Consider the following 14,732-nt stretch of genomic DNA (forward strand, 5'->3'; position numbering starts at 1 on the left):
TCACCTCGTCTCTTCCTTCCGCTCCTTTGCACGAAGTTGTCCACATGCTGCAGCAATATCTGACCCCTGCTCTCGGCGGATTGTTACATTAATACCTAAGTTTTTCAATGTTTTTTCAAAAGCAAAAATTTTATCGCGTGGTGTACGAACATAATCCCTTTCTGGTACATAGTTTACTGGGATTAAATTCACATGACATTTTAGTCCTTTTAAGAGCGCTGCTAATTCTTCAGCATGTTCTGTAGAATCATTTACACCGCCAAAAAGTCCGTATTCGAAACTAATACGTCGACCTGTCTTATCGATATAATACCGTACTGCTTTCATTAAGTCATCAAGTTTATAGGCCTTATTAATCGGCATTAATCTGGACCTGAGTTCGGTATTAGGTGCATGAAGGGAAATGGCAAAATTAATTTGCGTATTTTCATCTGCGAATTGATAGATTTTTGGTACAATCCCACTGGTTGAAACGGTAATATGGCGCGCTCCAATATTCAATGATTTTTCGTGATTGATGATCTTTAAAAAGGCTAACATGTTATCATAATTATCAAACGGCTCACCAATCCCCATGATGACGACAGAGTCTACCCGCTCATCCGTCTCATCCAGGGCCTGTTGCACCTTGACCACTTGCGCTACAATTTCTCCTGCTTCAAGGTGTCTTTTTAACCCGCCAAGAGTCGAGGCACAGAAGGTACAGCCGATTCGGCAGCCTACCTGTGTGGTGACGCAAACTGAATTTCCATAATCATGTCGCATAAGAACCGTTTCAATTGAGTAGCCGTCATGGAGCTCAAATAAGAATTTAATGGTACCATCAGTTGACGTTTGCTGGATGATCGTATTCAATGTCGTAATCTGAAAATGACTATCTAGCATATCACGCAAGCCCTTTGACAGGTTGCTCATATCTTCAAACGAGGTAATTCTTTTTTTATAAAGCCAATCGAAAATTTGCTCCGCCCGGAATGCCTTTTCTCCATTGTCCGACAACCAGGTTTTTAATTCTTCAAGCTGTAGAGAATATATTGATTTCTTTTTAGTATCCATTGTTGTTTTTGTCTCAGTTGTATTTAATTGTTCCAACTGTTACACCTTCTTTCTTAAAGCTGCTATATAAAACCCATCAGAACCAATATCCTGAGGAAAAATTTGTAGATCAAAATTTGTAATTAATGGTTGAACTGCTTCGGGCATCCTGCTTTTTAACGTGGTGTCCCCTTCGAATTCAGGATGATTTTCCAAAAACTTTTTAACCGTATGTTCATTTTCCCCTTTATCTACTGTACAGGTACTGTAGACAAGAATACCACCTTTTTTTAGGAGCGGGGTAACTGACTCTAATAGGTTTTGCTGAATCGTGCTCAACCGTTCAATGTCTTGTTCGGTCTTGGTGTATTTCATGTCTGGCTTTCTTCTCATGACTCCAAGTCCTGAACAAGGGGCATCCAGAAGAATTCGGTCAAAGGATTCAAGCTTGAACTTTTCCTGTAAATGGCGAGAATCCGCTACACTTGTGATAATATTTGATAATCCTAATCGCTTGGCGTTATCATTGATTAATCTAACTTTGTGTTGATGGAGGTCAACCGAGATGATTTCGCCAGTATTATTCATTTTTTCTGCAATATGGGTACTTTTTCCGCCCGGAGCCGCACATGCATCGAGAATATATTCCTCTTCCCTTGCCCCCAATGCATAAGCAGCAAGCATTGAACTTTCATCTTGGATGGTGAACATTCCATAATTAAATGAAATGGTTGAAGCTAAGTTCCCCTTTAATGACCTGATGGCTTCAGGAATAATGGGACTTTTCTCAATCTGAAACCCATCCTCTTCTAATAGGGCAACACACTCATCTCTGGAAATTTTCGTGAGATTTACTCTTGCCGTTTGCAGTGGAGCAGTTAAATTAATTTCACACATATCTTTCGTCTTTTCAAAGCCAAATTGGTTAACCCATCTAGTAACCAGCCATACAGGGTGACTGGTTTCAATTGCTAATTTTTCAACTGGATCAGACACTTCATCCAAGGATGGAAGCCCTTGCCGCTGGATATTTCTTAGTACCCCATTCACCAAACTGGCAATTCCTTTATGCCCGCGTTCTTTAGCAATTTCTACTGCTTCGAAAATAGCGGCCCGATCCGGAATCCGATCAAGATAAACCATTTGATAGAGCGTTAATCGAAGTAAATGATGAATCCAATTAGCTAATTTTTTGTTATCTTTGATAAAAGGCGTTAAATAGAAGTCAAGTACCATTCGTCTCTGCAATGTTCCATATGTCAGTTCTGTTAATAATCCGACATCTACAGCTGATAATTGATTCTTTTCAATCGTGCTGTTAAGAAGCAAGTTGCTATATGATTGGTTTTTCTCGATGGTCACTAAAAGGTCCATCGCGATTGCACGTACATTTTTTTTCGTAGAAGTCATCTTAATCTCCCAGCTTACTGCCCAATGTAATTTTTGAACCAGCGCCTCTTAAAAATTGTTCACCTAGCATTTTGGTTTTACCCGAAGGCTGCAGTTCAATTATTTTAATGGCTGTGTTATTTCCTGTTCCAACCGTAAAGCCATCAGATTCTATTTTTAAAATCTTCCCGGGTTCACTCGTTAATCCCGTCACTTTTTCTGACTGCCAAATTTTTAAAACCTGACCCTCCATTGTCGTAAACGCAACTGGCCATGGGTTCAACCCACGGATATGGTTATAGATTTCTTCTCCTGTTTTCTCCCAATCAATCTTTTCCTGCTCGCGTTTAATATTAGTTGCAAATGTAGCTTCCGCTTCGTTTTGGGGCTTGGGGGTAAGACGTCCTGCCAATAAAAGCGGGAGGGTTTCCGATAATAGTTCTGCCCCCGCTTCACTTAATTTTTCAAACAGGGTACCAACATTATCCTCATCGCTAATCGGTACTTCTACACTTGTTAAAATGTCACCTGCATCTAATTTTTCGACCATATACATAATGGTAACGCCAGTCTTCTTTTTCCCTTGCATAATGGCATAATGGATTGGTGCACCGCCGCGCAGTTCTGGTAACAATGAAGCATGTACATTAATGCAGCCGAATTTCGGCGCCTCTAACAGCTTCTTAGGTAAAATTTGCCCAAAAGCTGCTGTAACAATTAAATCCGGCTCTAAGGCTAGAACTTTTGCTAGTTCCTCTTCTTGGCGAATTTTTTCCGGCTGATAGACAGGGATTCCGTGTTTGACTGCCTCAATCTTTACAGGCGGCGGCGTTAACACCTTTTTCCGTCCTACTGGCCGGTCTGGCTGTGTTACAACCCCGATTACCTCATAACCATCCTTAATGATTTGCTGTAAAACTTGAACTGAAAAATCCGGTGTCCCCATAAAAACTATTTTGGTCATTCACTTTCTACTCCTTCTAACTCTTCTTCCTCAAGATATTTTGAAACCTTGGTGGTAAATAGAATACCGTCAAGATGATCGATTTCATGTTGGATGGCTCTTGCCAAAAAACCTTCGGCTTCAAGCGTGTACTCTCTCCCTTTTCTGTCAAACGCTTTAATCTTTACATAATTAGGGCGGGTAACCTCACCATATAATCCAGGAAAGCTGAGACAGCCTTCTGGATCTGTTTGTTCTCCTGATGTTTCGATAATACTTGGGTTCATCATTTCAATTGTGCCGAAGTCATCATCAATATCCACGATCGCAATGCGGGCATCGAGTCCTATTTGAGGTGCAGCTAGCCCAACTCCGTCAAATTCAATCATTGTGTCATACATATCATCAAGAATACGTGCTAATTTTTTATCAAACTTCACTACTGCCTTGCAGGATTGTTCAAGAATCTCCGCAGGGTGCATTACTATTTTTCTAATTGCCAATTTTGTTCCTCCCATATGACAAATCTAGTTAGCTGTATATTTTCTTGTATTAATCTTCGAGATATATCCAGCTCCAGCGCCTAGGCGCTTCCGCTTTTCTTATCATTTTCACCCAAAAACGACATTCATAACCTTTTCCGTTCTAAACTTAAAAATTGTTACATTAAAATAACGGGATTGACATCAATCGAAACCTGCAACCCACTTTTAGCATCTTTTTGGTATTGATCAAGGATCGTTTTTAGTGCTTTGATTAAGTTCGGTTCCCGCTTGTATTTTATCAAACATTGATAACGATATCTATTATTTATCCTAGGGATGGAAGAGGCTGCTGGTCCTAAAACGACAGCTTTATTTGACACTTGCGTGCGAACATAGTTTACCATTTTTTCAGTTGCCGAAACGACATTAATCAGGTTTTCATGACTCACTGTGATCAGTGCGAGATAAAAAAATGGGGGATAATGATGCTGTTTACGAATTAACATTTCCCGCTGATAAAATAAATCGTAGTCCTGACGGCCGGCCAATTCAATACTATAGTGTTCCGGCGTATAGGTTTGAATCACGACCTCACCCGGCAGCTGATGTCTTCCAGCCCGCCCGCTGACTTGTGTTAATAATTGGAACGTTTTTTCTGATGCACGGAAATCCGGTAAATGGAGCATTGTATCAGCCGAAAGCACACCTACAAGGGTGATATTGGGAAAATCCAGACCTTTGGCAATCATTTGCGTCCCAAGTAAAATATCAGCTTTTCCATCTTTAAAATCAGTAAGGAGCCTCTCATGTGCCCCTTTCCGTCCCGTTGTATCGACATCCATTCGAATGACTCTTGCCTCAGGAAGAATTTTCCCTAATTCCTCTTCCACTTTTTGAGTTCCAGTGCCAAAATATCGAATATATTCACTCGTACATTCAGGACAATTCTTTGGTACATAACTTTCATAACCGCAATAATGGCATTTCATTTGTTCTTTCACGCGATGATAGGTGAGGGAGATATCACAGTTAGGGCAGTTTACCACATAACCACAGTCTCTGCACATCACAAATGAAGAGTGGCCCCGCTTATTTAAAAATAAGACAGATTGTTGTTTCTTTTCGAGCCGGTCCTGTAACAGCTCGAACAGTTTTCGGGAGAACATCGAACGATTACCCTCACGAAGTTCTTCACGCATATCAACGATCTCGACGGCAGGAAGCTCTTGATTATTCATCCGGCTTGGTAATGATAACAGCTGATAAACCTTCTTTTGCGCTCTTGCAAAAGACTCAAGCGATGGGGTGGCACTTCCAAGCAAAACTGGACAGTTATAAGTCTTCGCTCTTTCTATCGCGACATCCCTGGCATGATAGCGCGGCATTTCTTCCTGCTTATAACTGGTTTCATGCTCTTCATCAATAATAATAATGCCAATATTTTCAAACGGAGCAAAAATAGCAGAGCGTGCTCCGACAACTACTTTTACTTCCTTCCGCTGAATCTTGCGCCATTCATCATACTTTTCCCCAGCAGATAAACCGCTGTGTAATACGGCTACTAAATCACCGAATCTTCCTTTAAATCGATGGACCATTTGCGGAGTTAGGGCAATTTCGGGTACTAGAACAATGGCCTCTTGACCTTTTTCAATGACTTCTTGGATAGACTGCAAGTAGATTTCTGTTTTGCCGCTCCCAGTAACGCCGTATAGCAAAAACACCTCATGTTGATCCAATTCAATGGAATGGAGAATAGGAGCAATGGCCTTCTGCTGGGAGTCGGTTAACGGCAGTGGCTTAGTCCGTTCGAATGTTCGATTTTCAAATGGGTCTCGATAAACTTCTTTATCAAACTCTGCCAATAAATGCTTTTCAGCAAGGGCTTTTATGGTCGAACCTGAAGTTTTTAGCTCAGCAATTAACGTTTTTAATTCAACTTCATCCTCATGCTGAAGAAAATAGTTCAAAACCTGCCTTTGCTTTTCCGCCTTGGCCGGAATTTTTTGGATCGCCTCTTCTAATTCTTGCTTTGTGACAATTGGCCGAACAAACTTCCGGTGTTTTTTCCGTACACGTTCTTTCACCACATAAACGACTTCTAAATGACCGTTTGCAGCCTCGCGCTGTAATAAAGGACCGATCCCCATTTGTAGTGCTTCTTCCCAATCGAGTTCGCCGTCATTGACAAAGTAGGCTTGCAATTTTGAGGGTAATTCCATGACAGCCCCCCTGTTTGCAAGCCTGACTTTTTTTTCATATTTTGCTTTTAAAGCTGCCGGCAGCATTACTTGAAAGGCAAAGATTTTAAAACAAAGCGTATTTTCAGTCAGCCAGTCACCAAGGTTTAATAATTCGTTATTCAACACAGGCTTTAGATCCATTGGCTCAATGATCTCTCTAAGCTTGTTAACATCTGATTCTGCTTTTAATTCAACGACAAAGCCTTGGATATGCCGAGGACCAAAGGGGACAATGACCCTCATGCCCGGCTGAATGGTTCCCCTCCACTGTTCAGGGATTAAATAATCGAAAGCCCTGTCCGTTTGTTTAGTCGGTACATCGACTATCACACTAGCTATTTCCATTTTCATCCATATCCTTCAAAAGTGAAGTAATTTCTTCAATGATATTTACGGCCACTTCGTTCTTTGACATCAGCGGTAAACTAATGATCTCTCCTGACCGCTTAAACAGAGTGACAATGTTTGTATCGGTGCCAAAGCCCGCCCCTTCTGCCTTTACATTATTGGCGACAATCATGTCTGCATTTTTCTTGCTTAATTTTGTTTTCGCATATTCTTCTAGATGATCAGTCTCTGCTGCAAAGCCAACCAGAAGTTGATTGCCTTTTCGCTTTCCCAGCTCAAAAAGAATATCACTTGTTCTTTCTAACTCAATATTAGTATCGCCTGCCTGCTTTTTCACCTTATGGTCAAAAGTAACTTTTGGGCGGTAATCCGCAACCGCCGCTGTCTTGATGACCACATCGGCACTATCGTAGTGCTTCAAGACTTCCTGGTACATTTCCTCAGCACTCTCAACTTTTATCAGTTCTACCCCTGCGGGAGCGGATAGGGAGACAGGACCAGAAACCAAAATCACGTGCGCTCCTTGTTTAGCAGACTCCTCTGCCAGGGCGTACCCCATCTTTCCCGATGAATGATTGGAAATAAATCGAACTGGATCAATTTTTTCCCGTGTTGGTCCGGCCGTGATTATGACTGTTTTTCCCTTTAACTTTTCCTGTTTTTGTTGATTAAAGTAGTTTTGAATTAATATCACTATTTTTTCCGGCTCTTCGAGGCGGCCTTTTCCTACATAGCCGCAGGCAAGGTATCCTTCACTAGGCTCAATAAATTGGCAGCCATATTGAGCCAATACCTGCAGATTTCTTTTTACCGCGGGATGATCATACATATGTACATTCATGGCCGGGGCAATCCATACAGGTGAAGTTGCCGCAAGCAATGTAGTGGTGATCATATTATCTGCAATTCCATTTGCTAATTTGCCAATTGTATTAGCAGTAGCCGGAGCAACAAGAATTAAATCGGCCCAATCTGCCAAATCAATATGAGCAATCACTTGTGAATTCTTCTCATCAAATGTGTCCGTATATACATCATTGCGGGATAAGGCCTGAAAGGTTAAGGAGGTAACAAATTTTTCTGCTGATTCACTTAAGATGACTTTAACGTTAAAACCTGCTTGCACAAGCTTACTTGTTAGTGCCGCAGCTTTATAAACAGCGATCCCTCCTGTCACACACAATAGGATGTTGCGTTCCTTACTCATTGTTTAAGCCCCCACTCTTGTCCATTACTTTTTAGTTTTATTATGCTAGAAAAAGTCTTTTTTTTCATCTATTTCCTTTTGAAATTCACGCGATTCACTTAAAGCAAAATAAAAAGGCTGACATTCAGGCGAATCTCCCTTTTGTCAGACCTTATTTCATTTATATATTGTGCCTGTGGGCTGGTTCATTACTCAGCAGATGTTTCTGCCTTTTTTGAAATCCGATAAGTTAGTTCACCACTATAAATTTCCTCTAATGCTTTTCCTACATATTTATAAGAAACATATTTAGGAAGTCTTTCATCTTTTACCTGTGACATCACGCGGGCACGCTTAGCAGCAACAGATACAAGTGAATATTTTGAATCAATTTTTTCTAATAATGAGTCAATAGACGGATATAACATATTAATCAACCTCCAGAAGTTTTTTATAACGATGTTCGACTCTTTCTCTGCGGCAATGCTCGGCCGTTACAATAGCCTTCACTCGTTTACAGGCATGCTCCACCTGATCATTTTCCACCACATAATCATATAATTCCATCATTTCAATTTCCTCACGTGCCGTTAACATCCGATTATGGATGATATCTTCTGTCTCTGTTCCTCGCGTTACAATCCTGTTCTTGAGTTCAGTCAAGCTTGGCGGCATGAGGAAAATGAATAACCCCTCCGGAAACTTCTCGCGTACCTGACGGGCACCCTTAACCTCAATTTCTAAAAAGACATCTTTTCCAGCATCTAATGTTTGCCGAACATAATCAACAGGTGTTCCATAATAGTTGCCAACAAATTCGGCGTACTCTAATAGCTTCCCCTGCTCTATTAACTGTTCAAACTGCTCGCGTGTTTTAAAGAAATAATCAACCCCGTCAACTTCCCCTTCACGTGGAAGCCGGGTGGTCATGGAGATGGAATATTCAAAAGCGGTATCTGGATGAGAAAAGATCTCTTTACGAACCGTTCCTTTCCCAACACCAGATGGTCCGGATAATACAATCAGCAACCCTTTTTCCTGCATATTATGAAAATCCTACCCTTCATCAATAATATCATCACGGTCAGTTAAGCGATTGGCAACCGTCTCCGGCTGTACAGCTGAAAGTATGACATGGTCACTATCCATTACAATCACAGCACGTGTCCGTCTGCCATAAGTAGCGTCAATAAGCGATCCCCGATCCCTGGCATCTTGAATGATTCGTTTAATTGGCGCAGATTCCGGGCTGACAATGGAAATAATGCGATTGGCAGATACAATATTTCCAAATCCAATATTGATTAATTTAATCGACATGGTTACTCATCCAATCATTAATAATATATTTTGACCGTGTTAAACAGTTTCTAAACAATTAGTGTTGATTTCCGCTCCAGGCGGCTTCGCTTTCCGCGGGCGTGCCGGGGAGCCTCCTCGGCGCAAAAGCGCCTGTGGGGTCTCCCCTGCCCCGTACTCCCGCAGGAGTCGAGCACCTTCCGCCCCAATCAACAAGTATAAAAAACTACAATATCGTTATCAAAGCCAAACAATAAAGTCTATTCGATATTCTGAACCTGTTCCTTCAGCTTTTCAAGTAAACTTTTGATTTCAACGACTTTTTTTGCAATATTTGAATCATTTGCTTTTGAACCAATGGTATTGGCCTCTCTGTTCATCTCCTGAACAAGAAAGTCCAGCTTCCTGCCAATTGGCTCGTACTCATTTAAGGTTTGCAAGAATTGCTGGATATGACTTCTTAACCGTGTAATTTCTTCATTGATATCTGCTTTGTCAGCAAAAACAGCTACCTCTGTTAAAATTCTCGTTTCATCTAATTGTCCATTAACAAACTCTTGCATTCTCTTGGTCAAGCGCTCCTTAAAGGCTTGAACAACGAGGGGAGCAAATTTTTGGAGCTCTGTTACATTGGATTCAATTTGGGCAGTGATCGCAAGTAAATCTTTTTTTAGTTCTTCTCCTTCTGCCATCCGCATTTGCTTTAACAAGATCACAGCCTCTTCTATGGCCGTAAGGACAAGTTTTTCAATTTCTTCATTGCCTGCTTCACTTTCTTCAATATGTAAAAGTTCGGTTCGATTAAGTAAATCCTGAAGAGTAATGGTCCCTTCGATCCCGTATTTACCTTTCGCTTCACTAATGAATTGAAAATATTCCTCTATCAGCTTCCAATCCGGCTGGATCTTCCTGGAGACAACCCCTTCACCATCAACACTCACATACACTTCTACTCGGCCGCGGCGAATATGAGAGCTCAATATCTTTTTCATTTTATCTTCTATTTTTAAAAGTTGTCTTGGCATTCGGATATTCATCTCAGAGAATCGGTGATTGACTGATTTTATTTCGACATTCACTAAAAAATCTCCTGACTCTGTCTTCCCTCTGCCAAAGCCTGTCATACTAATAACCATCACGTACACATCCAATCTTAGATAATGATCGGCTCTTTATTTTTTAAAAATAACAAAAGGTAATAGAACTGAATTCTATCACCTTTTGGATTATAACACACTTTATTTTGTTTTTCTTAACAAAAATGATCCTGCTAATAAAAAAGTTGGAACTGCTGATAATCCTAAAATTAACAACCAATCTTTTCCTGCAATAGGAAGAGTGTGAAAAATAGGCTGTAATGGCGGATAGTAAATAGCTACCAGCATAAGTAATAAGGATGAAATTACTGCCCAGACAAGGTATTGATTCCCAAACGGATTTCTTGATAAGACTGATCGTTCACTGCGGCAATCAAAAACATGGATCAGCTGCGCCATAACGAGCGTTGCGAATGCAACAGTCTGTGCGTATGGAAGTTGACTTGGATCATTATGGTACACAATCATAAACGCCAAAAGCGTAACCAGTCCAATTAGGAAGCCCCGCGAGACAACTTTCCAGCCAAGACCACGCGAGAATACCCCCTCATTAGGACTGCGCGGACCACGCTTCATTACATTTTCCTCAGGCTGATCAAGTCCTAATGCCATCGCCGGCAGTCCGTCCGTCACTAAATTGACCCAAAGTATCTGAATCGGGACAAGTGGCAGCGGCAAAGCTAATAACATCGCAAACAGCATAACCAATATCTCACCGACATTAGATGCAAGCAGGTAGCGGACAAATTTACGTATATTTTCGTAAATATTTCTTCCTTCTTTAATAGCCGCTTTAATCGTAGCAAAATTATCATCTAATAACACGAGTGCAGAAGCTTCTTTCGCTACGTCCGTACCGGTGATCCCCATGGCAACACCGATATCAGCGGCTTTAATGGCCGGAGCGTCATTCACTCCATCACCTGTCATGGCAACAATATGACCTCTGTTTTGCAAGGCTTTAACAATTTTTAATTTATGCTCCGGAGACACCCTTGCAAACACCGAGACATCATCCACCACGGCTTCCAATTCTTCTACAGACATTTCTGCTAATGCCTTTCCATCTAGAACCTTGCTCTTCCTGGTCAAAATCCCAAGCTGAGATGCAATTGCTTTGGCCGTAATAACGTGGTCGCCCGTAATCATCACGGTTTTAATGCCGGCCTCCTTACATTCTTTCACAGCCGCTTTTACTTCAGGCCTTGGCGGATCAATCATGCCTTGGACACCGATGAAGGTTAATTGTTTCTCTGCTTCATGGTCGCTCAAGATTAATGTATTGGCAGGGATTGGCTTAAAGGCAATCGCAATCGTTCTTAGTGCCTGTGAGGCAAGTCCATTAATTGCATCCTGTACCTTACTTTGTGATTCCCTGCTTAAGTATTGGGTTCTCTCATCCCATAAAATGGACTCACAAATACCCAGCACGACATCGGGTGCTCCCTTGGTTACGATAAAGTTACGTCCCTGTTTGTCTTTTACATGGATACTCATCATTTTTCTTGTCGAGTCAAATGGGAACTCATTAACAATCGTAAATTCTTCTAATAATTTGGTGCGCTCAAACCCCGCTTTCATCGCACTGACAAGCAGTGCTCCTTCAGTTGGGTCGCCGTCTAGGATATAATCGTCATCTTTCATGGCCAGTTCTGAATGGTTGCATAACATCCCAAAGATTAACATTTGCTGTAATGCCTTCTCATCCCTAGGCTGTACATTTTGTTCATCTCGATAAAAATTCCCCTGCGGCTTATATCCGACCCCGTCAACCGTCCATGTATTTCCGCCGCTCCATAGATGTGTAACAGTCATTTTATTTTGTGTCATCGTTCCGGTTTTGTCCGAACAAATGACAGATGCACAGCCTAATGTTTCAACAGCCGGCAATTTTCTGACAATTGCATTTTTCTTGATCATTTTTTGAACGCCCAATGATAAAGCCACGGTCACAATAGCTGGGAGCCCTTCCGGTATGGCTGCCACCGCTAGTGAAACACCCGCCAAAAACATCTCATATAATTCATGTCCTTGGATTACCCCGACAATCACCACTAAAACCGTCAGTAACAAGGCAACAGTAATTAATATTTTTCCAAGCTGCTCCAGACGGCGCTGCAGCGGTGTGTCCTGCGACTCTGCATTTTGCAGTAGATCGGCAATCTGCCCCATCGCTGTTTTCATACCGGTTGCAATGACCACCCCTAATCCACTGCCCCTTGTAATCATCGTCCCCATAAAGGCGATATTTTCCATATCGCCGATGCCGGGATTTGGGTTGCTTAACGGATCAATATGTTTAGCAACAGGAACGGACTCACCCGTTAGTGCTGATTCTTCAATTTCTAAACTTTTCGATTCGATAACACGCACATCTGCCCCAATTCGATCTCCGCTGGCAAACTTAATTACATCGCCAATCACAATTTCTTTGGAAGGAATCTTGATCCACTCGCCTCCACGCAGTACAGATACCTGTGGTGCCGAAAGCTCTTTTAACGCCTGGAGTGATTTTTCCGCCCGGCGTTCCTGATAGAAACCAAGACATCCATTAATAATGACAATGGCTATAATCGCTATCGCATCGATATACTCCCCCAACAAGCCTGAAATCAAGGTGGCGGCTAATAGCACTAATACCATAAAGTCTTTAAATTGGCTGAAAAATAAGAGTAAAGCCGATTGCTTTTCTCCCTCTTCTAATTCATTTAGTCCGTGTTGTTTTACTCTTTGCTTTACTTCTTCCTGCGATAATCCAGAAGAAAAGTCGGTTTCTAGAGCCTTTTCTACTTGATCTAGCTTCATTTCATGGAATTTCATCCGACCATCTCACTTCCCCCTTTTATAGACTTGCTCTAAGGAAAGCTTATTCATGGTCGTCCCAAAAAATGCTAGATGAAAATCTTATTGATGGGTAAATTAAGACAGATTTTCATCAGATAGGATATAATTGAAACATAGCAATTAGAAAAGGATGTTTTTCCATGTCATTTGATGGTTTATTTACAAAAGCAATGGTGGATGAACTGGTCCGTTCCCTTAAAGGCGGACGGATTAACAAAGTCCATCAGCCCTATAAAAATGAAGTGATTCTCACGATTCGTGCGAACGGAATCAATCAAAAACTATTATTATCAGCTCACCCAAGCTACGCAAGAGTCCAATTCACCAATGAAGCCTACGATAACCCGAGTGAACCGCCGATGTTCTGTATGCTGCTTAGAAAACATATTGAAGGGCATATATTAGAGGATTTGTATCAGGTTAACAATGACCGGATGATTGTGTTTGAAATAAAAGGAAGAAATGAAATTGGTGATATCAGCTATAAACAATTAATTGTTGAAATTATGGGACGTCATAGCAATATTGTTTTAGTAGATAAAACACGTAATATCATTCTTGATAGTATTAAGCACGTATCTTTTGCGCTAAACAGCCATAGAGCTATCCTTCCGGGGCAGCCTTATATTAACCCGCCTGAACAACATAAACTCAATCCGTTTACAGCGGTTGAAGAAGATGTATTAAAGAAGATTGATTTTATGAGCGGTAAGATAGACCGTCAGCTTGTCGAACAGTTTGCTGGGATATCACCACTATTCGCAAAGGAAGTTATTTTTGAGAGCGGCTTAGCTAATCGCACGACAGTACCGGCAGCGTTTATCAGCTTGATGAAAAAAATCAGCTCAGGCGATATTGCTCCAGCCATTATGTCTTCAAATGGAAAGGAGTTATTCTATTTAATTCCGCTCTCACATGTAGAGGGTGAAGTAAGAACCTTTTCAACCCTAAGTGAAATGCTCGACCGATTTTATTTCGGAAAAGCCGAACGGGACCGGGTGAAGCAGCAAGGGAATGATATTGAGAGATTTATTAGCAATGAGAAAGACAAGAATGAGAAGAAAATAGACAAGCTCCAACATACATTGGAAGATGCAGAGAAAGCAGAAAAGTTTCAGCTTTATGGGGAGTTGTTAACTGCAAATCTATATGCGGCAAAAAAAGGGATGAAAGAAATCGAGGTTCTTAATTATTATGATGAAAACGGCGGAATGCTTGTCATTCCACTCGACCCTAGAAAGACACCATCTGAGAATGCCCAAAAATATTTTTCCAAATATCAAAAGGCTAAAAATTCGATCTCGATCGTGATTGAACAAATTGACAAGGCGCGTGAAGAAGCGGCGTATTTTGATAATTTACTTCAGCAGGTGCTAGCAGCTTCGCCTAAGGATCTTCAAGAAATCCGTGAGGAACTTGTTGAGGGTGGGTATATCCGCGAGCGTCAAAAAAGGAACGGAAAAAAACCCCATAATAGTAAGCCTGTTTTGGATCACTTTGTTGCTTCTGATGGGACAGAAATTATTGTTGGAAAAAATAATAAACAAAATGATTATTTAACAAATAAGCTGGCAGCACGGGATGAAATTTGGCTTCATACCAAAGATATTCCGGGGTCCCACGTGGTGATCCGCAGTAAGGAACCTTCAGATCAGACGATTCTCGAAGCTGCAAATTTATCCGCTTATTATAGTAAGGCACGTAATTCCGGTTCGGTGCCAGTCGATTATACAAAAGTACGTCATGTAAAAAAACCGAATGGGGCTAAACCAGGTTTTGTTATTTATGATAATCAACAGACGGTTTATGTCACCCCGGATGAAGAATTGGTTTTAAAATTGAAAAAATAATAAGTAAAAGAGG

At 41.2% G+C, this 14,732-nt stretch carries 12 protein-coding genes; 1 reads left to right on the forward strand and 11 read right to left on the reverse strand.

Annotation, left to right across the window (positions count from 1 at the left end; all coding sequences use genetic code 11):
• The 11 genes from rlmN to V7077_RS07810 form a co-directional block, all read right to left on the reverse strand.
• Nucleotides 1–1,092 (reverse strand): 23S rRNA (adenine(2503)-C(2))-methyltransferase RlmN, encoded by a 1,092-nt coding sequence (rlmN, locus tag V7077_RS07760; RefSeq protein ID WP_335500100.1) that lies wholly within the window; start codon nucleotides 1,090–1,092, stop codon nucleotides 1–3.
• A gap of 3 nt (nucleotides 1,093–1,095) precedes the next feature.
• Complete coding sequence (gene rsmB / locus V7077_RS07765) at nucleotides 1,096–2,445, reverse strand: 16S rRNA (cytosine(967)-C(5))-methyltransferase RsmB (protein WP_335500102.1); 1,350 nt, start codon at nucleotides 2,443–2,445, stop codon at nucleotides 1,096–1,098.
• A 1-nt stretch (nucleotide 2,446) separates the two neighbouring features.
• Nucleotides 2,447–3,388, reverse strand: a complete 942-nt coding sequence (gene fmt, locus V7077_RS07770) for a methionyl-tRNA formyltransferase (RefSeq protein ID WP_335500104.1) — start codon at nucleotides 3,386–3,388, stop codon at nucleotides 2,447–2,449.
• Nucleotides 3,385–3,885 carry a peptide deformylase gene (gene def / locus V7077_RS07775; protein WP_420489621.1) on the reverse strand — a complete coding sequence of 167 codons (501 nt, stop codon included), beginning with the start codon at nucleotides 3,883–3,885 and terminating at the stop codon, nucleotides 3,385–3,387. The genes fmt and def overlap by 4 nt, the downstream gene beginning before the upstream one ends.
• 143 nt (nucleotides 3,886–4,028) lie before the next feature.
• On the reverse strand, nucleotides 4,029–6,440 hold the full coding sequence (gene priA / locus V7077_RS07780) for a primosomal protein N' (protein WP_335500129.1): 2,412 nt from the start codon (nucleotides 6,438–6,440) through the stop codon (nucleotides 4,029–4,031).
• Complete coding sequence (coaBC, locus tag V7077_RS07785; RefSeq protein WP_335500106.1) at nucleotides 6,427–7,650, reverse strand: bifunctional phosphopantothenoylcysteine decarboxylase/phosphopantothenate--cysteine ligase CoaBC; 1,224 nt, start codon at nucleotides 7,648–7,650, stop codon at nucleotides 6,427–6,429. Before coaBC ends, priA begins: the two co-directional genes overlap by 14 nt.
• Nucleotides 7,651–7,838: 188 nt before the next feature.
• Nucleotides 7,839–8,057, reverse strand: coding sequence for a DNA-directed RNA polymerase subunit omega (gene rpoZ / locus V7077_RS07790; protein ID WP_205179323.1), 219 nt, complete (start codon nucleotides 8,055–8,057; stop codon nucleotides 7,839–7,841).
• Between the two features lies 1 nt (nucleotide 8,058).
• Complete coding sequence (gmk, locus tag V7077_RS07795) at nucleotides 8,059–8,673, reverse strand: guanylate kinase (RefSeq protein WP_335500111.1); 615 nt, start codon at nucleotides 8,671–8,673, stop codon at nucleotides 8,059–8,061.
• Nucleotides 8,674–8,685: 12 nt separating this feature from the next.
• Nucleotides 8,686–8,949, reverse strand: a complete 264-nt coding sequence (remA, locus tag V7077_RS07800; RefSeq protein ID WP_098528797.1) for an extracellular matrix/biofilm regulator RemA — start codon at nucleotides 8,947–8,949, stop codon at nucleotides 8,686–8,688.
• 239 nt (nucleotides 8,950–9,188) lie between these two features.
• A complete protein-coding gene (locus V7077_RS07805) occupies nucleotides 9,189–10,064 on the reverse strand; it encodes a YicC/YloC family endoribonuclease (protein WP_335500113.1) in 876 nt (291 codons plus the stop codon).
• Between the two features lie 102 nt (nucleotides 10,065–10,166).
• The gene (locus V7077_RS07810) at nucleotides 10,167–12,845 is read right to left on the reverse strand and encodes a calcium-translocating P-type ATPase, SERCA-type (protein WP_335500115.1); all 2,679 of its coding nucleotides are present in this window, start codon (nucleotides 12,843–12,845) and stop codon (nucleotides 10,167–10,169) included.
• Nucleotides 12,846–13,009: 164 nt separating this feature from the next.
• On the opposite strand from V7077_RS07810, the gene V7077_RS07815 reads away from it, so the two are divergent.
• Nucleotides 13,010–14,719, forward strand: coding sequence for an Rqc2 family fibronectin-binding protein (locus V7077_RS07815; RefSeq protein WP_335500117.1), 1,710 nt, complete (start codon nucleotides 13,010–13,012; stop codon nucleotides 14,717–14,719).
• Nucleotides 14,720–14,732: the final 13 nt, after the last annotated feature.

The sequence above is a fragment of the Neobacillus vireti genome (assembly GCF_036962465.1).
Lineage (GTDB): Bacteria > Bacillota > Bacilli > Bacillales > Cytobacillaceae > Neobacillus > Neobacillus vireti_B.

Coding starts and splice junctions, on each gene's coding strand:
- rsmB (WP_335500102.1), bottom strand. CDS start 2,445: ATGACTTCTACGAAAAAAAATGTACGTGCAATCGCGATGGACCTTTTA.
- fmt (WP_335500104.1), bottom strand. CDS start 3,388: ATGACCAAAATAGTTTTTATGGGGACACCGGATTTTTCAGTTCAAGTT.
- def (WP_420489621.1), bottom strand. CDS start 3,885: ATGGGAGGAACAAAATTGGCAATTAGAAAAATAGTAATGCACCCTGCG.
- priA (WP_335500129.1), bottom strand. CDS start 6,440: ATGGAAATAGCTAGTGTGATAGTCGATGTACCGACTAAACAAACGGAC.
- coaBC (WP_335500106.1), bottom strand. CDS start 7,650: ATGAGTAAGGAACGCAACATCCTATTGTGTGTGACAGGAGGGATCGCT.
- rpoZ (WP_205179323.1), bottom strand. CDS start 8,057: ATGTTATATCCGTCTATTGACTCATTATTAGAAAAAATTGATTCAAAA.
- gmk (WP_335500111.1), bottom strand. CDS start 8,673: ATGCAGGAAAAAGGGTTGCTGATTGTATTATCCGGACCATCTGGTGTT.
- remA (WP_098528797.1), bottom strand. CDS start 8,949: ATGTCGATTAAATTAATCAATATTGGATTTGGAAATATTGTATCTGCC.
- V7077_RS07805 (WP_335500113.1), bottom strand. CDS start 10,064: ATGGTTATTAGTATGACAGGCTTTGGCAGAGGGAAGACAGAGTCAGGA.
- V7077_RS07810 (WP_335500115.1), bottom strand. CDS start 12,845: ATGAAATTCCATGAAATGAAGCTAGATCAAGTAGAAAAGGCTCTAGAA.
- V7077_RS07815 (WP_335500117.1), top strand. CDS start 13,010: ATGTCATTTGATGGTTTATTTACAAAAGCAATGGTGGATGAACTGGTC.